The organism is Rhizobium sp. WYJ-E13 (genome assembly GCF_018987265.1).
In the GTDB taxonomy this organism is placed as follows: Bacteria; Pseudomonadota; Alphaproteobacteria; order Rhizobiales; family Rhizobiaceae; genus Rhizobium.
Genome location: NZ_CP076853.1, coordinates 1,282,840 through 1,301,066 on the forward strand (window position 1 = coordinate 1,282,840; position 18,227 = coordinate 1,301,066).

Annotated in this window: 19 protein-coding genes and 1 tRNA gene; 16 read left to right on the forward strand and 4 right to left on the reverse strand. The window is 56.3% G+C overall.

Annotation, left to right across the window (positions count from 1 at the left end):
* Positions 1 to 257: 257 nt before the first annotated feature.
* The 15 genes from KQ933_RS06495 (at position 258) to KQ933_RS06565 (ending at position 13,129) form a co-directional block, all read left to right on the forward strand.
* Positions 258 to 560, forward strand: coding sequence for a head-tail connector protein (locus KQ933_RS06495; protein ID WP_216757889.1), 303 nt, complete (start codon positions 258 to 260; stop codon positions 558 to 560).
* Positions 550 to 975, forward strand: coding sequence for an HK97-gp10 family putative phage morphogenesis protein (locus tag KQ933_RS06500; protein WP_216757890.1), 426 nt, complete (start codon positions 550 to 552; stop codon positions 973 to 975). The genes KQ933_RS06495 and KQ933_RS06500 overlap by 11 nt, the downstream gene beginning before the upstream one ends.
* Positions 968 to 1,384 carry a DUF3168 domain-containing protein gene (locus KQ933_RS06505; RefSeq protein ID WP_216757891.1) on the forward strand — a complete coding sequence of 139 codons (417 nt, stop codon included), beginning with the start codon at positions 968 to 970 and terminating at the stop codon, positions 1,382 to 1,384. The genes KQ933_RS06500 and KQ933_RS06505 overlap by 8 nt, the downstream gene beginning before the upstream one ends.
* Positions 1,384 to 1,701, forward strand: coding sequence for a phage head closure protein (locus tag KQ933_RS06510; protein ID WP_216757892.1), 318 nt, complete (start codon positions 1,384 to 1,386; stop codon positions 1,699 to 1,701). Before KQ933_RS06505 ends, KQ933_RS06510 begins: the two co-directional genes overlap by 1 nt.
* A complete protein-coding gene (locus tag KQ933_RS06515; RefSeq protein ID WP_216757893.1) occupies positions 1,698 to 2,087 on the forward strand; it encodes a phage terminase small subunit P27 family in 390 nt (129 codons plus the stop codon). The genes KQ933_RS06510 and KQ933_RS06515 overlap by 4 nt, the downstream gene beginning before the upstream one ends.
* Positions 2,087 to 3,727, forward strand: a complete 1,641-nt coding sequence (locus KQ933_RS06520) for a terminase large subunit (RefSeq protein WP_216757894.1) — start codon at positions 2,087 to 2,089, stop codon at positions 3,725 to 3,727. The genes KQ933_RS06515 and KQ933_RS06520 overlap by 1 nt, the downstream gene beginning before the upstream one ends.
* A gap of 11 nt (positions 3,728 to 3,738) precedes the next feature.
* Entirely contained in the window at positions 3,739 to 6,480 is a 2,742-nt protein-coding gene (locus KQ933_RS06525; protein WP_216757895.1) for a D-alanyl-D-alanine carboxypeptidase family protein, read from the forward strand.
* Between the two features lie 359 nt (positions 6,481 to 6,839).
* Positions 6,840 to 7,640, forward strand: a complete 801-nt coding sequence (locus KQ933_RS06530; protein ID WP_216757896.1) for a hypothetical protein — start codon at positions 6,840 to 6,842, stop codon at positions 7,638 to 7,640.
* A gap of 118 nt (positions 7,641 to 7,758) precedes the next feature.
* Positions 7,759 to 7,947: a hypothetical protein gene (locus KQ933_RS06535; RefSeq protein ID WP_216757897.1), complete on the forward strand. Its 189-nt coding sequence runs from the start codon at positions 7,759 to 7,761 to the stop codon at positions 7,945 to 7,947.
* A complete protein-coding gene (locus KQ933_RS06540; RefSeq protein ID WP_216757898.1) occupies positions 7,916 to 8,482 on the forward strand; it encodes a hypothetical protein in 567 nt (188 codons plus the stop codon). Before KQ933_RS06535 ends, KQ933_RS06540 begins: the two co-directional genes overlap by 32 nt.
* 92 nt (positions 8,483 to 8,574) lie before the next feature.
* Complete coding sequence (locus KQ933_RS06545; RefSeq protein WP_216757899.1) at positions 8,575 to 8,895, forward strand: hypothetical protein; 321 nt, start codon at positions 8,575 to 8,577, stop codon at positions 8,893 to 8,895.
* Positions 8,896 to 8,944: 49 nt separating this feature from the next.
* Positions 8,945 to 9,226 carry a DUF2293 domain-containing protein gene (locus KQ933_RS06550; protein ID WP_216757900.1) on the forward strand — a complete coding sequence of 94 codons (282 nt, stop codon included), beginning with the start codon at positions 8,945 to 8,947 and terminating at the stop codon, positions 9,224 to 9,226.
* A gap of 90 nt (positions 9,227 to 9,316) precedes the next feature.
* The gene (locus KQ933_RS06555; protein ID WP_216757901.1) at positions 9,317 to 11,935 is read left to right on the forward strand and encodes an N-6 DNA methylase; all 2,619 of its coding nucleotides are present in this window, start codon (positions 9,317 to 9,319) and stop codon (positions 11,933 to 11,935) included.
* Positions 11,936 to 12,692: 757 nt separating this feature from the next.
* Positions 12,693 to 12,998 (forward strand): ETC complex I subunit, encoded by a 306-nt coding sequence (locus tag KQ933_RS06560; protein ID WP_112568114.1) that lies wholly within the window; start codon positions 12,693 to 12,695, stop codon positions 12,996 to 12,998.
* Between the two features lie 54 nt (positions 12,999 to 13,052).
* Positions 13,053 to 13,129: transfer RNA gene (locus KQ933_RS06565), tRNA-Arg, on the forward strand.
* A 109-nt stretch (positions 13,130 to 13,238) separates the two neighbouring features.
* On the opposite strand, the gene KQ933_RS06570 is transcribed toward KQ933_RS06565, so the two are convergent.
* Positions 13,239 to 14,543 (reverse strand): DUF5623 domain-containing protein, encoded by a 1,305-nt coding sequence (locus tag KQ933_RS06570; protein ID WP_216757902.1) that lies wholly within the window; start codon positions 14,541 to 14,543, stop codon positions 13,239 to 13,241.
* 709 nt (positions 14,544 to 15,252) lie between these two features.
* Complete coding sequence (locus KQ933_RS06575) at positions 15,253 to 15,777, reverse strand: DUF992 domain-containing protein (RefSeq protein ID WP_216757903.1); 525 nt, start codon at positions 15,775 to 15,777, stop codon at positions 15,253 to 15,255.
* A 186-nt stretch (positions 15,778 to 15,963) separates the two neighbouring features.
* On the opposite strand from KQ933_RS06575, the gene KQ933_RS06580 reads away from it, so the two are divergent.
* Positions 15,964 to 16,137, forward strand: coding sequence for a hypothetical protein (locus KQ933_RS06580; protein WP_216757904.1), 174 nt, complete (start codon positions 15,964 to 15,966; stop codon positions 16,135 to 16,137).
* 151 nt (positions 16,138 to 16,288) lie between these two features.
* On the opposite strand, the gene KQ933_RS06585 is transcribed toward KQ933_RS06580, so the two are convergent.
* Together KQ933_RS06585 and KQ933_RS06590 are read right to left on the reverse strand one after the other, a co-directional pair.
* Positions 16,289 to 17,065 (reverse strand): amino acid ABC transporter ATP-binding protein, encoded by a 777-nt coding sequence (locus KQ933_RS06585; protein ID WP_216757905.1) that lies wholly within the window; start codon positions 17,063 to 17,065, stop codon positions 16,289 to 16,291.
* Positions 17,066 to 17,080: 15 nt separating this feature from the next.
* Entirely contained in the window at positions 17,081 to 18,226 is a 1,146-nt protein-coding gene (locus KQ933_RS06590) for an amino acid ABC transporter permease (RefSeq protein WP_216757906.1), read from the reverse strand.
* Position 18,227 lies beyond the last annotated feature (1 nt).

An 18,227-nucleotide genomic window follows, 5' to 3' on the forward strand; every position in this document is an offset into this window, starting at 1 on the left:
GCATTGGACTTCGGGCTTACGCCATCCATCATCATCGCTCGTCTAGAGCGCGGCGCAACGATCCGTGAGGCCATCACAACGCCAATGGCTGTCATGCATCAACGCCAGAGGCTGCCAGTCTTTCACGCAAAACAGAAGCCTCGGAAAAGGCCGGGGCGAAGGCCGGGGGTGGCTCGAAACATTCCACCTTCGAAGGGGACCGGCGCGGGGAGCACCGCGCAAGAGACGCCGAATATAACTTTTTCAGGGGAAGATGCATGAGCGCGGTGACGATCGACCTCGCCAAGGCTCATATGAAGGTGGATGGAACCGCCGAAGATGAGCTTATTTCGCTGTATCTTGAGGCCGCGGAGACATGGTGCGGCAACTACATCGGCAAGCCTATCGCCGATCTCAACCCAGTTCCGGCAGACGTGAAAATCGCGATTTTGCGCCTCGTTTCCTTCTATTTCGAGTGCAGGAACATCGCGGCTTTTGGGCTTTCGATGCAGCTTGCGCCGCACGGCGTCACCTCGATTCTCGATAGCTACCGCGAAAAGTGGTTCACCGATGGCGAGTAGCGACGGCCTCGACGGTCTTATGAGCGCGTTTGATCGCGTCAAGAAGGCACCGCGCCAGCAAATCACGAAAGCTCTTGAGGCGTCGGCGAACGAACTTGCGGATGCACAACAGCACCTCGCGCCAAAGGACACGCACGCGCTCGCGGACAGCATAACCGTGACCGGCCCCGGCGAGACGACGCCGGCATATAGTCAACCGGGTGGCTCCCGTGTAGCTGGCGAGACGGAAGTTATCGTGACAGCCGGCGACGCCGATGTTCGCTACGCGCACCTTGTCGAATACGGCACGAGCACGACAGAAGCCCAACCGTTCTTTTGGCCGGCTCTTCGGCTTCTCCGCAAAAGCCTCCAGCAACGAATTGACCGCGCCGGCAGGAAGGCCGTGCGTGACGCATGGAATGGAAAGAATGTTTGAACCGACGCTTGCCCTTCAGACCGCAATCCGTGCGGCACTCTTGGCTTCGCCAGAGGTGACGGCGTTCGTGCCGGCTGATCATATCCGAGCCGGCAGCACGCGCCCTGACAAGGCGCCTTGCATTATCATGAGCGATGGCAATACCTCATTGCACGGCCATGACTATACCAGCCAGCGCGTCGCGTGGGTTTATCTCGACCTTCATGTTTGGACGCTAGACGCAGGGCAGGACGCGGCAAAGGAGATTGCCGGTGCGGCTATGGCCGCACTCGACAAGCGTAATGTTGTGGTTGAAGGCGGCTTTTGTGACCATTTCCGTGTCACCGCATCCCGGTTCCCGCGCGACCCTGACCCCGCCTATGGTCACGGCGTTCTGTCCGTCGAAGCTCTTATCCGGTGGTTCGTCTGATGCTGAATTTCGGCAGCATGGATCGCCGTATCACCATCGAGCGCGAGACGGAAACTGTGAAGCCGTCCGGCAGCGTCGTGAAGGCGTGGACACCTATCGCCACGGTATGGGCTGAAGTCCTTCAACAAACGGCGAGCGAATTCTTCACCGGCTACGGCGAGGCAGAGACCGGCACCGTGATCTTCCGTGTCCGTTTTCAGGCTGGCATTACCACAGCCGACCGCGTGACCTATGACGGCACGGCCTACGGCCTGAAGGAAATCAAGGAATTGGGCCGGCGCGATGCGTTGGAACTTCGCGGCGAGGCCTCGAAGTGACGCATACCCGTGGGGTGAAGCCGGCCATTTCCCGCGACAGCAACGCACTGACGAAAGCACCGGCAGCGCCAAAGCAGCTTTCCGCCTATGCGCGCGCCGAATGGAAGCGGATCATGCCCGGCCTTATCGAACGGGGCATCATCACCCGTGCCGATCTCGGTGGCGTCGAAGACTATTGCCGCGCCCGTGGTCTTGTCCGCGAGATTGAAGACACCCTTCGCGCGTCCGGCGAAATCGATTTGAAGCTTTGCCGCCTTCAGGACAAGGCCATGCAGACGGCGCGGCAGCTTGCCGCCGAATATGGCTTGTCGCCGGTATCGCGCGCCCGTGTCGGCAGTGCAGCCGCAGACGATGACGACAGCGACAACCCGCTTATGGTGCGCTGATGAGCAAGAGTGCCTTTCCGGCATGGGTTTTCGACAACAGCCCGATTGATGATCCGCTTGGCTACGGCGACCGCGCCGTGCGCTTTCTCCGCGCCTTGCGCCACCCGGCCAGCACCGCACCAAAGCACGCTTTCCAGCTTTACACGCCGTTCGAGCGGATGACGAAGCGCATCTATGGGCCGCGCAACGCGGATGGCACCCGCGTCGTGAAGAAGGCATTCGTCATGCTCGGCCGTGGCAATCGCAAGACTAGCCACGCCGCCGCGTGGTCGCTCTTGCATCTGCTTGGTCCCGAAGCCGTGCCGGCCGGACAGGTGATCTTTGCTGCTTGCGACCGCGAGCAGGCCGGCATCGGTTTCCGTGAGGCGGCGAACATTGTCCGCATGGATCGCCGGCTTGTTGGCGCGACGAAGATCAACGACGCTTTCAATTCTGCCAAGCAGATCCTGAACCGGCGTAATGGTGCGACGCTGAAGGCGATTTCCAGCGACGGCAGGGCGCAACATGGCACCACTCCGAATTTCATCCTTATGGACGAGATTCACCAGTGGCCGAACCGCGACTTGTTCGAGGCGTTGGACTCCGGCACGACGAAGGTGGCCGACCCGCTCACCATCATCTGCACCACGGCAGGACGCGGGCAAGATAATCTCGGCTTTGAACAATACGATTACGCCTACAAGGTAGCTACCGGCGAGATTGATGACCCGACCGTATTGCCGATCCTTTTCCAGCTTGAACCCGGCGATGACTGGCGAGACGAAGCGACTTGGACGAAGGCGAACCCTGGCCTGCCTTATGGATTCCCTAACATCGTCGGCTTGCGCAACAAGTCGAAGGAAGCGGAGAATAGCCCGCCGGCCCGCTACCAGTTCCAGCAGTTAAACCTGAATATCTGGCAGGCCGCTTCCCGCGATCCGCTCTTCGATATGGGCGTGTATGATGCGGGCCGTGATCCGAACTTCGACCTTGGCGAGCTTGAGGGCTTGCCGTGCTGGCTAGGCGTGGACCTGTCCCGTTCCGGCGACCTTACGGCTATTGTCGCCGCGTTCCGACACGAGGATGGGCGCATTTCGGTTCACCCGTGGTTCTTCCTGCCGTCCGAAGGCTTGGAGGATAAGGCCAAGCTTGAGCAGGTTCCTTATCCCAGATGGCGCGACGACGGCCTGTTGACCGTGATCGACGGCCCGGTGATCGAGCCCGATGCGATCGCCGACAAGATCGTTGATCTCTGCGGCACCTTTGACGTGCAGGAAGTCGTCTTCGATCCGTCGCTTGCCGGCCCGCTCATGGCGAAGCTCATGGATCACGGCATCACCGTGCTTCAGCTTCCCCAGACGGCGAAGCACATGCACGGCCCGATCTGTGACCTTGAGCGCATCGTGAACGGTCGCCGCATCCGGCACGGTGCTCACCCGATCCTTCGCAATCACTTTGAGAGCGTCGTCGTGAAGCGCGCGACCAGCGCCAGCGAATTGACCACGATGCACAAGGGCACTCGCCACAGCAACCATATCGATGGCGCGATTGCTTCCGCCTTGTCCGTTTTCCGGGCAGCGGCAAACGACAATCAGCGCTCAATTTTCGACCGTGATCCCGATGAATTCGACCAGCTTCACGATGAAGCCGCAGCCGCATAAGGAATAGTAGAATGAGCGATGAGCAGCGCCTTTTGGTGACATTCGAAGCCCGCTTGAACAAGTATGAGCGCGATCTTGAGCGCTCAAAGGGAAAGAGCCGCACCAATTTCCGCGCGATCCAGAAGGAAGCCGAAACAGCCGGTTCCGGTATCGAGAAGGCTATGGACGGCGCGCTTGGAACGCTCGGCAGCTTCGGCAAGGGCTTGCTAGGCGGTATCGCGGGCGGGCTTGCCGTGGGTGGCCTGGACGAAATCATTGGACGCGTCGGCGAGCTTGCGAAGGGAGTTGCGGAAATCGGTGACAGCGCCAAGATGGCCGGCTTGTCGTCCAAGTCCTTTCAGGAACTCGGTTTCGTTGCCGATCAAAACCGCATCCCGATCGATGCGCTAACCGACGCCATGAAGGAGCTTTCCCTTCGCGCTGATGAGTGGGTCCAGACCGGCAGCGGCAGCGGCGCGGAGTCCTTCCGGCGCATGGGTTATAGCGCCGAAGAGCTTGCCCGGAAGCTCCAAGATCCGAAGGAACTCTTGCTGGATATAATCGACCGTATGCAGCAATTCGATAGCGCGGCCCGCATCCGCGTTTCCGATGAGGTGTTCGGCGGACAGGGCGGCGAAAAGTTCGTGCAGCTTATCGACCGTGGCGCTGACAGCATCCGCGCGACGATTAAGGAAGCCAATGATCTCGGCATCGTTATTGATGACCAGCTTATTCAGCGCGCCGATGAATTTGATCGAAAGTGGTCAAAAGCTGCAAGCTCATTCGGCACCTATTGGAAGGAAGCCTTTCTAAGCGCGGCGTATCTCGCCGACGACTTCCTGGACCGTTTCAACAAGATCGATGAGCAGACGACCCGCAACGTGCAGACCGCGCTTGTGTCAGCTTACCAGAAGCTTGAGACGGCCAAGACACGCCTCGCCGAACTCAACGAAGAGAAAGCAGCGTTTCCCGACGATCCGACCATTGATCTGAATATTGAACGTCAAAAGCAGCTTGTAGAAGAACTCACCGGCGAAGCCATGAAGCTTCGCGATGTTCTCGACCGACGCAACGGCTATAGCGACAATTTCGTTTATAAGACCGGCGAGGATGCCAAAGGCGCGACCCCTCTCGTGAACAACCTCAACAACGCCCTGTCCGGCAGCGGCAGCGCGGCAGCGAAGGCCGTCGCCGGCATCAAAAGCTATTCCGACGCTATCCGCGCCCTGAAAGAAGAAGTGCCGGATTTGGCGAAGTCGCTCGCCGATCTGGATGCCAAGAGCAAGATTGACGCAATCTATCAGAAGGCTATTGCCGGCGCTTCCGGTCAGCGCGAAATCGCCCTGGCTAATGAGATGCGCGGCAAGGCGCTTTCCTCGCTCAACCTCAAGAGCGCGACGGACGACCCGACGACCTACCTTTCCGCGATCCTCGCAAACGGCAAGGGCAAGGATAGCCTCACCGGAATGCAGACAGCGTTTCGTGAGAAGCTAGCGAAAATGATCGCATCTATGCCGGATGATCTGAAGGGCACCGTCACCATTAATTCCGGCTTCCGCGATATCGCACGGCAGCGACAGCTTTGGTTTGATGCCCTCAAAAAGTATGGTTCCCCGGAAGAGGCGCGCAAGTGGGTGGCACCTCCCGGCAATAGCCAGCACAACAAGGGTAATGCTGCTGATCTTGGCTATTCGAACGACCGCGCCCGTGATTGGGTTCATTCGAACGCCGGCAACTTCGGCCTGTCTTTCCCACTCTCGAATGAGAACTGGCATATCGAAGACGCCGATGCGCGCGGGAAGCAAACTGCCGACGAGATCGAACGGCTGACGCAGGCAGCACAGAAGCAGGCCGATGCGTATAGCCAGATCACCGGTGGCGCGCGTGAATACACGGCACAGCAGGGTATTGAACAGCAGGCGCTGAGTATGACCGCACGGCAAGCGGCAGCGCTGCGTTACGAGCAGGAAATGCTCAATGAAGCGCAGCGGGCCGGTATCGCGCTCACGCCACAGCAGCGGCAGGAAATCGCCAGCCTCGCGCAGGGGATGGCAGCGGCAGAAACCAGCGTGGACGACTTCCGCCAGAAGCAAGAGCAAGCGCAGGAGACAGCCCACTTCTTCGGGCAGTCCATGACCGATGCTCTCACCGGCATCATTGACGGCACGATGACGGCACAAGAGGCATTGCAGCAGTTCCTGAAAACCCTTCTTCAAGCGAGCCTTCAGGCCCTGCTTATGGGCGAGGGTCCGTTGGCAAATCTGTTTGGCACAGCGCCCAAAACCGACAAGCAGAAGGAGGGCGGTGGCGTTGGCTTCGGTGGCCTGTTCGGTTCGCTGCTTGGTGGCTTGTTTGGATTTTCCGAAGGTGGCTTTACCGGACATGGTGGAAAGTATGAGCCGGCAGGCGTCGTGCATCGTGGCGAGTTTGTCATGAGCAAGGAGGCAACGCGCCGGATTGGTGTTGCGAACCTTGAAGCTATGCACCGTGGCGCACTTCGCGGCGGGTTCGCCGAAGGCGGCTACGTTGGTGATGCCCCGGCACTCCGCAAGCCGAATCTTCAGGCCGCGAATAGCAACAGCGCGCCGGTGCAGCAGATTAGCATTTCGGCACCGGTTACAGTGACAGGTAGCTCTGGAACGCCCGAGCAAAACGCCGAACTTGCCAAGCAGATTAGCGCCGAATTGGAAACGACAATGCGCGGCGTTGTTATTCGAGAATTGCAGCAGCAGATGAGGCCGGGCAACATGCTTTCAGCAGGCCGGGGCCGATAACGCAAAACGCCGGAAGGGAGTTAGGCTTCCGGCGCTCGCAATCAATCTTGATCAACATATACGGCGGCCCAGCGCCCCGCGTTTGATCGCTATGATTCTCCCATTTGCTCCGCATGCCGTCAATACGACAAAGTATAAAATCGCTGTCTAACGACCATCTTTAAATGATTTTTAGACAAAACTGCCGTATTGAGCAGTAATTCCAACCTTGCTAGAATGTTCTTTGATCACAAAAGAAAAGGGCCGGTCAGCTTTTCGACTGATGACCGGACCCTCGAAGGTTTGGAATGGATTTATATTACCATCGCACGCGCGAAGGTCAAGATTCTCATGCGTTTTTTCTTCGAGAGGCTCGTTAAATGGCCTCGTTCGAAAACGTGGATTTTGCAACATTTGCGACGTCTCAAAATCAGGCTGAAATCCCTACGCCGCAAGGCCTTCGCGCCGCGCTTGGGGATGCAGATCTAGTATATGCAAACAACACCCTAACCACCTCCCAACCTCTCTATCTCACCCTCGTAGCCAATGAGCTTCGGAAGTATGAGGCCTATCAGGAAGTCCACAAGCCTAGAGGCAGGAACGCCAAGCTTTCCATCAAGGCAACCCGTGCCGCTCACAAGAAGACGAAGGGATGGGAACGCCTGTCACCTGACGATCGCCAGCGCCGTGTTCTCGACTTCGCGTTCCGCAGCGAGTCCGTTGCCTGGACATTGAACCTCACGGCGAAGCAGGCAACTAGGCTTAGGCAATCTGATCGTCCGCCGGCTAAGATGCTGGCCGACGCGATCAACCGCGCTTCCAAGCGCCTTCTGGGTCGTGCCGTGCCAATCTCTCTTGCTTTAGAGGTGTCACCGACCGGGAGGCTTCACGCTCACGGTATCGCCACCCTAGAGCGCGGCGAGTGGAAAGCCTTCCGCGAAGCTCTCAAAAGCGCGGGCGGCAAGGTCGAAGGTTCCGGTGCGGGCCGGCAGACGGACACACGCAAGCTGTGGAATGCAATCGGATGGGCAAGCTACATCGCCAAGGATTTCGCCCTGACGGCTGAATCGCTCGGCAACGACAAGATTTTCTACCAGTGCAACGCGACCCGCGCCGGTGCGCGTGATGAGTATGAGGCGAGCTTGGCGCGGCAGAAGATCGCCCGGAGAGGCAGGCGGTAAGTCAATATTTACTGACTAAGTATTTGATATTATTCGTTATTATCACTTTTAACGCTTTACATCTGATGTTAGATCGGGGATATCGGTAGGCGTTAAATCGAACCGAAGGGCTTTTGAAATGCAGACTGTAGCCAATGAAATCTATCTCCCCGACGATCTCTATGAAGAGGTCGTGAACCGGCTCGTTGAAGTCATTCCGCTGCTCGGTGGCCGTGATGAGCTTGTCGCCCGCCTTGGCGAAGTGACCGGGATTTGGCCGGAACACACGCGCGCCGATGCAGAGTTCTTATACGCTCTTGCATCTTAACGCTAACGTGTTAAAAGTTAGATCATCAATGAAGGGGTTAGTGATGGTCAAGACGGCGGCAGAGTATCAGCGCGCGTATCGTGAACGGTTGAAGGAGCAGCAAAAGCGATCGGTCGGCGTGGCCGATGAAGCTTTCAAAGAGCCTTTTCATGAGTTCATGGCCGACCATTGGGAGGACGTAAACGCCTATCTCGAATGGGCCGGCGTCAAAGACTCGCCAGACTACGAGGCTGACGGCGACACTGATCCGGAATGGATCCCCGATTTTGATGGTCCTAACCGCGGGGCGCTCGGCAGGGCGGAAAGGATCGTCGGGCTTTATCTCGACGCCGCAAACACGCTTGCCGGCTACATCAACCGCTACAAGGTGCGGGAGATCAGCAACCGGATCGCCGAACTTGAGGCCGCAGACCTCAGCGACCCGGAAGCACGGAAACAGGCTTTGGCGGATATCGTCAGGCTTACGAAATACCGCGACCAACTTGCAAAGCAGGTCCGGTGGACCCTTCCGCAATGGAAGGTCAAAGGCGAGTGATCGCCGTCGAAAATGGGAACGGCGAAGCTCCATCGCCAAACTTCGCTTTGCCGTCCCTCAGTTTGAACATCGCAATAACAGAGGAAATCACGATGACAGATTTGAATAGCACGGGGGGTAAATCGCCCGCAACGCCCCCCATGCCTCTCAGCAAGATCGCAGAGCACTTGCGGACCCGCTCCGGCCTGTCGCCAATCCTGCAACAGCTTATTGAGAAGAGCCATCAGCATCCGGAGCCTGCGGATGATGATTTCAATATTCAGCAGGTGGCAATCATTCTGAAAGCTACCGAGATCGCAAAAGCGAATTCGGATAATTCGGCCAACTTCGATTTCGCTGCTGGCTACGTCGCCGGTCTTCTCCTTACGGATTCCGAATACGTGAAGGCCAAGACCATGGCAGCCACGCTCTAGAATCTAATCGGCCCGCTTCTCAGCGGGCCTTTTTAATCTGGAAAACCTAATGGCAAAATTCTCACCCGAAACAATCGAAAAGCACTTGCGGCGCAAGCACCCCGGTTGCCCGGATTTCGCGGTCGCGTTCTTTGTCGCCGAGATCACTGCAAAGGATTGGAAAGGCGCATCAATCGGCAAAGCAGTCGGCATCACGATGCAGAACGTGCTTCGCCATACTATGACTGACTATGATCAAATGCTTCTAGCCGGCGTGGAGCGCGATGAGGCGCGACGGCGTGTGCAGCCAAAAGTAAACGCAATAATATCCGCGTGGAACAAACGTCTCTGATCGCGCGACTGATCGAGCGGCCCTTGTGTTTCGACTTTGCCGGATCGCAGTTAGCCGCTATACCGCCCTCCGCATGAGAGGGGAATCGGCATGGCATCAGATCAAATACATTTCGATGTTGAATACAACGTTGACGGGAAAATTGTCGATTTTCTTACTGAAATGCCACTTGATGTAACTCCCGAAGAGCGAGTTCGGCAACGTTACCTCAGGATATTGCACTATGAATACGGTTATCCCAAAAATCTTATGAAGCGAGAGGTCGCGGTGCAGCATGGTAGCACTCAACTGACCGATGTTCATGGCAAGATTGTTCGAGCAGACATTGTAATTTACCGAGATGCATCTGCATGCGCTGCGAACAACCAGGGCCGCATCTTCCTTGTTGTCGAATGCAAAGCGCCGTCGATCAAAGACGGCTACAACCAACTTGTTTCCTATGTTTTCAATACCAGCGCCGAGGGTGGGGTTTGGTTCAACGGCTCTGGCGAGGATGATGAGGTTGCTTATTTTCGCCGATTCTCGTCGCCCTCTAGTGAGTTTCGCGAGTGGATCGGCATTCCTTGCTATCAAGAAGCGTGGGATGCTTTAGGTAGACGGAAAAAGGTTGATTTAAAGAAGCCGAAAGATATTAAGGGCCTGCTGAGAAGATGCCACAATCGCTTACACGGTCGAGGCAATGATAGCGAGGAAGAAGACCTAACCATGGATATGGTGAGGCTCATGCTCGCCAAGGCAATGGATGAAGAGGGCACTGATCCACTCCCAAAATTCTATTGCACGCCTGAAGAATACGCGAGCGAGACAGGCATTGCCGCGGTTAAGGCCCGAATAGGTGAACTGTTCGAGGACGTCAAACGCTCCAATCGAGATGTATTTAGTGAGCATGAGCGCGTAACGGTAGGCGCCCGCGCCATCGCAGACGTGGTTGTGGAATTGCAGGACTACAGCCTTCTTTCTGGATCCGGTGCTGCTCATGAGTGGGACCTAATGGGCCACGCTTACGAGCAATACGCATCTGTCTATCTAAAAAGAGAAAAAGGTCAGTTCTTCACCAACCGATTGGTCGTTGATCTAATGGTTTCGATGATCAACCCGGATTACATGGATGTTATACTCGATCCGGCAGGCGGATCGGGAGGGTTTCTCACCGGTGCGATGAGATATGTTCGTAATAAGATTGTCGAAAGCGAGGGAAGCGAAATCGCTAAACAACGACAATTGGAACGACATCGAAAGAATCTCTTTCTTGTCGAGGCGAGCCGGAGATTGGTCAAGGTCGCCAAAACCGCGATGATTCTCAATGGCGATGGCCATGCTGGCATGACCGCCGGCGATAGCCTTGGTGCTTATGAGGGCTTTGACAAGACGATTGTAAGTCAAGCAGGCGAAGGTCTTCCTACAGTAATCTTAACCAATCCTCCGTTTGCGGGCGTAGGTGAGGGCCGCATCACACATGAGGATGTTCTTCGGCGATTCGAAGCTGGTAAACGATGGACCGATATTGATGGAGCTTATCAGCGGACAGACGAACTTGCGCCTGAGGGCGTGCCCCCTGAGCTGCTTTTCTTTGAAAGGTGTGTCGATTGGCTTAAACCGGGCGGAAGGCTCGGAATCGTCCTGCCGAAAAGCTTTCTTGACACTCAGACCTACCGGCCAGGGCGGACGATACTCTTCGATCGTTGCCGTCTGTTAGCGGTTATCAACTGCCACAAGAACACTTTCCAGCCTTTCACGGGCGTCAGGACCTGCATCATCATTCTTCAAAAACTGAAGCCATCCGAAAAATCGAACGCGAATTATCCAATTTTCATGGCAATCTCTCGGAAGGTTGGCCAGGACAGTGAAGGTATCCCAATTTACAAGAAGGATGCTCAAAACAATGTGACCGAAGAGGTAGATCACGACCTTGCCGAAATCGGAAGGGCATTTGAAGAGTTCCAGCACGGAAAGCTCAAGAGCTCCGGCTATACGTTTTCTGTAGATCGCAGCAAAATAGACAAAAATCTTAACATCAATCCACAAATGTTTCTCCCGCATCTCAATGAGACGTTGGAATCCGTTCAAGCAATTGATGGAAAAGAGGGGTGGTCGGTTTCGACGATAGGCGACATCGCCGCCGGCGTGAAGATATTTAAGGGGCCGCGGTTTAAGAGCGAATCGATCATTGTTGACGAACCCGGCCCAACCGTTGAGCCTTACCTTACGCCCACAGCGGTTCTTCAGGAAAAAAGTGATAGCGCTAAGCTGCTCGATGTCGGCAGGGCGTCAGCTGCTCAGCTTCGCGCCATTAATGCAATACGCGTTCGGCGCGGCGACATCGTTATAACCCGTTCCGGGACTATTGGACGGGTCGCCTATATCACCCAGCGAAACCACAACGCGATTGTGAGCGATGACCTCATCCGAGTTCGCGTTGAGGATGAAAGTCTTCGATTTTATATTTTTGCATATTTGCAATCTAAATTCGCCCAGGATCAAATGCTAAGGAACGAATATGGGGCCGTTCAACAGCACCTTGAGCCTGAGCATGTGCGAAACATTCTAATCCCTGTCGCAGAAGACCGGTCGCGCTTAAACGAGACAATTGACAGCGTGAGGCGCGCGATTCAAGTCCGCGAGCAGCTGGAAGCGCGTAATGCAGGAGTTTCTCAGGCGATTGAAGGCTTGATGAATGACGCCATCGCGAAAAAAGAAGACGAAAGCTAGTGGCGAAATTAGCCACTTGATGTTAGGTTTGGAACAAAGGAACGACCGTTACGCCGTTACAAAAATTCAAAATCGTGCTTGTTTTTCAATGGCGGATGCGATTTCGAATCTCTCCACTCCGACCATTATTCTCCCAATATCTTCCGCAATTTGAGATGGCTTCGCAGCGTGTCGTCGCCTGTGGCTGTAGAGATATTTTTGTCCGGGACGTGTTTCGCACAGAAAAATGGCGACGATACTATTCACGTCGCAAGACACACCTGCTCAAGCGTGCTGTGACTCAGCCTTGAGCAAGCAAGCCGACATATTGAGCATAGCTGATCGCTGCGTAGAAAAACGCAGTGATGCTTGCTCCAATCATGATGGCATGGAATTCTGCAGAAGTTCTCATAGCTCTCACCCGTATCACAACGGTTGGTAGACATCGTAGTCCCCTATGCCGGCCATAACAATTAGAAAGCGATCAAAACATGCAACAATCCGAAACATTTCGGATTGTGTGACAGGATTGCCCGCTTATCCACACCCGGCTACGAGGGCTACGCCTTAAGCGCTCCGTATAAGAAACGCGCTATGCGGCAATCGGTTTCATCGATCCACCGGTGCTGTGGCAGCAGCGCTTTTCCCTTGAAAAAACGGGGATTCGCGGCTAAGCAAAATTCACTTCTTCCTGCGATGTTCGGTATGGAAGCAAAGCCTGATCCCAGGCTGAATTATGAAAGGCGGGCGTTGCCCGCATATCGGAGGCGCCGCAGTCATGTCTGCTAAGATCTATCGTCCGGCCAAGACCGCAATGCAGTCCGGCAAGGCCAAGACGCATCTCTGGGTGCTGGAGTTCGATCAGGAGCAGCCACGCAAGATCGACCCGATCATGGGCTACACGTCTTCGGGCGATATGCGCCAGCAGCTGAAGCTGACCTTCGAAACGCAGGAACTTGCCGAAGCCTATGCCAAGCGCAACGGCATCGAATACCGCGTGATCGCGCCCAAGGATCCCGCACGCCAGGTCGTCGCTTACCCGGATAATTTCCGCTATACCCGTACCCAGCCCTGGACGCATTGATCCGTCCGCTGCTTGAGACAGAATTCTGGTGTCGCGGGCTCGCGACATGCAGACGGCCCCTTAGCTCAACTGGATAGAGCAGCTGCCTTCTAAGCAGCAGGTCGCAGGTTCGAGTCCTGCAGGGGTCGCCATCTTTATCTTTGTCCGACCCGGAGACATAGGTAACAGTCCGTACCTAAGACATGAGTGACAATCTGGTGCGAGCGCGCCTCGAGGTCATGCCCTGAGGCGTGCTGAAGTTCACTTCCAACTCGTTAGAGACTGAAGCGCAAGATCAAGCTTTCGAAGCAGACCGCGAACTGGCTTGCAATCGGGATAGCAGGAGGCGATCAGCGCCTTCGCTTCCTGCAAGCGTTCGATGTGAAGACTGCGGCCGGCGATGCCATACTCATCATCAGGCACAATGTTGCGCTCGTGATAGTAGAGTTCGAAGAATACATCGTCAGGCAGAGTGTTGCTGTCATACTCAAGCTGGACCCAATCATCCAGTTCCGAACGAACGGAAGCGAGCCTGTTGACGATCCCCGCTCGTTGCCGGGTCGCACTTATAACATCCTTCAACAGTTGGCCGACACGCTGATGCGTCGCGATAGCCATTTTTACATTCGGCCGCCGGCCAGAGGCCATCACCATTCGGTACGGCACGCTATTGCCCGTCGTACGGGGACCGCGCTTCTGTTTCGCCTTCTGAGCTTTTTCTTCTGCGTCCCGTACCTCTCCAGGGGACCGGAAAAACTCACCGTCACTCGTGGTCACCCGTTTGCAATTTTCGGGTACAACAGGGGCGGGCATGCGTGACAGCACCAAAAGAACTGGTCCAAGTGGCAAGCCTTTCTGCCCGTCAGAAATCAGATAAAGCTCACTCCCGCCTTCCGGATAGTACATGCCAGCCCAAAGCGGCTTGGCAATTTCCCAGCGATTGCGAAGAGACCATGCACTGCGCTCCTGCTGCCGATCCTTTACCGCTGCCGCGTAGGGTTCATCGACGAAGAGATAACGCTTTTCGATTGGATCGTACCAGCTGCTGCCATGATCTTTTCCAGGGAGGTCGCGTCCAAAATCACCCCTGATGGGCATGCTTTTTGAGGAGGGCCTAAGTCCGGTAGAAGCCATGAACTGCAACGTACGCGCCGCTTTACAGGCGAGGGCAAGAGCTGAATCCGCGCCCTCTATGTTCATCTGGCAGTGGATCAGGTCGGACGCCCAGCGCGTGAAGTATCCCAGTCCGCGAGCCTGCTTGTATTGGCGAGCTGCGATGATCTCGTCGAGGGGCTTCGACAGCGAAACCTCGATGATCTCGTTGCCACTCGCTTTTGTCTTCGGATTCCGCCAATGAACGCTGATAAACGTGGAGAAAATGGGCGACGACGGAACGAACGTTGAGGTTTGTAGTATCCGCAGAGCGTTGGTGTAGTTTGAAAAACCGGCTCGAACCGAAGCGCGATCAAGACCCACGGAATGGGCGACGTCGTCCTGCTTGGAGATGCTTTTCGCGAGGCGCTTGATGCCCTCGATTGTGGTAGGCCTAATGTCGTTGACGGACATGTTCTTTTCTCCCGGACTCTTTTTGAAGCGTCACCCGTCAACCGCTTCTCGAGCCCGATCAAAAAAACATGAACGGGTTCGACTTTCCACCAAGGCAGTGCTGTCAACAGCTTCGCAACTGACGGGCGGCATGCTCCTGCCGGGAGCGGGAAAAATATAGGAGCGATTCGGTTAGGCACGCAAGGTGCTAGCCGCAACGGTGGTCCGTCGACATGATCCGCCCATCTCGGTGCACGGTCGGTGATCGGGAATAGAGCATCCCTCCGCATCAACGAGGAAGCTAAGCTTACTGTCATCTTCGACAATCCGACGTGCGATACGACCAGGTTTTGGGTCCGCTGGAAACACCCTAAAATTCGAGAGGCAGTCGTTGGCTATCGAAGTGCCATGCAGCTCCGCATAAGGCTTTCGAACTACCTTTCAGCGCACTTCCGTAGTGAGGGCAAAATGACTCTCAATAGTTGTGTCTAGAAGTCCGACGAATCTCACAGGAAACGTCGGCCATTCTCAATCGTGGCTATGGAGTTGGCAGAAATTGCGTGATTTCACAGCGGCTTTGAATTCGACAAAACGTACCAGAATATAAGTTTTTCCGAGAATTTGCAGATATCGCGGCTTGGCCGCGAACCTGTGTTCGCGGCCAAGTACTGCATTGCAATCGGTAGTAAAAACGAAGCGGCTGGCCCCTGTTTTCTGGGTTCTCGCCGCCTTAGCCCTCGGGCGACAGCGTCATGGACGTGCCGGTGGCGGCAACGTTGAGGCCGAGCTGGCCGGTGACACTGATCGTCTGCAGATGGATCGAGCCGGAAGTGCCGCCGAAGAGAACGTTGGTGCCGAGGCCGCCGACGAGTGTGGCTTCCGCGGTGGCGCCCTGGTAGAGGCCAGCCAGCGAGCCGCGGTGATAGCCGGCTGTCGGCGCGAAGACGGCCCAAAGCAGGCGACCACGCGTGGTGAACCCGAGATCCACGCCGAACTTGCGCAAAGCACCGCTGTAGTGCTCAGGCGATTCGCTACGGCTCGTCGGCTGGAAGACGCAATCGATCTGTTTGGAGGAACCGAGCACATAGCCGACGCCGCCGCCGATATTGCAATCGAGGTAGCCGATCTTCACGCCCCCACTTGCATCGGGAGCTACCGGCGGCTCCGTCCGTACCAGGTCCGCCGCGGTCGCGCTCATGGCCAAAGCCTGGAACAACGAGGCTGCGGCGATAGTGGTCGCGAGTATCTTTTTCATTTCCGTCTCCTGTGGATATCGCAAGAAGGATATAGCGTCGGCTTTGTCAGAACCAAGGCAGGAAAGTCTTCGCCGTCATTTTGGTTCCGAGATCCGCTGTGCCAATCTGCCGCGGCCATCTTTTATGGAACCCTATCGTCCTGCATCGGTTGTCCAAATGTCCATTTTCAGACAATGGAGATCAGAATGAGCAAGACCAATGCAGATGACATCCGCAAGCGAACGGAACGGCAGGTAGAAAACACCAGTGCCGGAGGACATCTTGGCGGGACTTATTTCGGCCAGCAACCGGATGGAAAAACAGCCTCTTCCAGCAATGCCGAGGCGCGGAAGTCCCGTTCGAACGATGGAAGCAACTGATGCAGTGGATGGTTTAGACCATCCTCGCCGGCCGGGGAAGCCTATCGCGCTCATCCTAAGGGACTCTACTGCCGCGCTCTGCGGCTTCCCGCCAAATGCGCAAAACCCGCCTGCTGTCAGCCGACGGGTTTTTCATTCCATACGTGTCCGATCAGTGCAGGATCTGGCTGAGGAAGAGTTTGGTGCGTTCGTGCTGAGGATTGTCGAAGAATTCGGCCGGTGAATTCTGCTCGACGATCTGGCCTTGGTCCATGAAGATCACGCGGTTTGCAACCTGACGGGCAAAGCCCATTTCGTGGGTGACGCAGAGCATGGTCATGCCTTCTTCGGCAAGGCCTACCATCGTATCCAGCACCTCCTTGATCATTTCCGGATCGAGCGCCGAGGTCGGCTCATCGAACAGCATGATCTTCGGGTTCATGCAGAGTGAGCGGGCAATCGCCACGCGCTGCTGCTGGCCACCCGAAAGCTGGCCCGGATATTTGTTGGCCTGTTCGGGGATCTTGACGCGCTTCAGGAAGTGCATGGCGATGTCTTCCGCCTGCTTCTTCGGCATCTTACGCACCCAGATCGGCGCCAGCGTGCAGTTTTCCAGGATCGTCAGATGCGGGAAGAGGTTGAAGTGCTGGAACACCATGCCGACTTCGCGGCGCACTTCATCGATCTTCTTCAGGTCGTTGGTCAGCTCCGTGCCGTCAACGATGATCTTGCCCTTCTGATGCTCTTCCAGACGGTTGATGCAGCGGATCATCGTCGACTTGCCGGAACCCGAAGGGCCGGCAATGACGATACGCTCGCCGCGCATGACCTTCAGGTTGATGTCGCGAAGAACGTGGAAGTCACCGTACCACTTGTTCATGTTGATGATCTCGACGGCAACGTCGGTCGTCGACACGGTCAATTTCTTAGTTAGGGCTTCTGCTGCCATTGCTTGTTCCTCTTTTTATCGTTTGTGGCCGGTGTCGAGATGACGTTCCATGAATGCTGAATAGCGCGACATGCCGAAGCAGAAAAGCCAGAAGGCGAAGCCGGCGAATATCAGCCCTGTCAGCGGCGTTACCGCGGTTGCCCAGTTCGGATCGACGAAGTTGAGGCGAACGATGCCGAGCAGATCGAACATGCTGATGATTGACACCAGCGAGGTATCCTTGAACATGCCGATGAAAGTGTTGACGATACCCGGGATCACCAGCTTGATCGCCTGCGGCATGATGATCAGCCGCATCTTCTGCCAGTAGCCGAGGCCGAGTGAATCGGCCCCCTCGAACTGGCCCTTCGGAATTGCCTGCAGGCCGCCGCGGATGACCTCGGCCATATAGGCGGAGGCAAAGATCGATACACCCACGATCGCGCGCAAGAGCTTGTCCACCGTCCAGCCGGCCGGCAGGAAAAGCGGCAGCATGACGCTCGCCATGAAGAGAACCGTGATCAGCGGCACGCCGCGCACGACCTCGATGAAGATGATGCAGACCGTGCGGATGACCGGCATCTGCGAGCGTCTTCCGAGTGCCAGAATAATACCGACCGGGAAGGAGACGGCGATGCCAACGAAGGAAAGCACCAGCGTCACCAGCAGCCCGCCCCAGAGCGGCGTCTCGACGATTTCCAGTCCAAAGCCGCCGTAAAGCAGAATGAAGGAGACGATCGGCAGCGCGATGAAGAGCAGGATGGCGTTCAGGCCCTTGCGAGGCGCCGAGGGGATGAGCATCGGGACCAGCAGGAGGACGAAGAGAATGCCGACCAATGTTGGCCGCCAGCGCTCGTCGAGCGGATAACGTCCAAAAATGAACTGGTCGAATTTGGCATTGACGAAGGCCCAGCACGCGCCACTCCAGCCGTCCGGCTGGATGCCGCCCTGGACAGCAGTGGCGCAGAAGGTGCGGTCCGGGCCAGTCCAGACCGCCTGTACGAACAGCCAGTTGATGGCATGCGGCAAGGCCCAGGCGAGGAAGGTCACTGCCAGAAGGGTGAGGACGATATCCTTGGGTGTTGCAAGCAGGTTGCGGCGTATCCAGGCGCCAGCGCCCTTCTCCCCAGATGGCGGCGGCTCCTGCGCCAGCATGGTGGTTCTGACAAAACTATTGCTCATC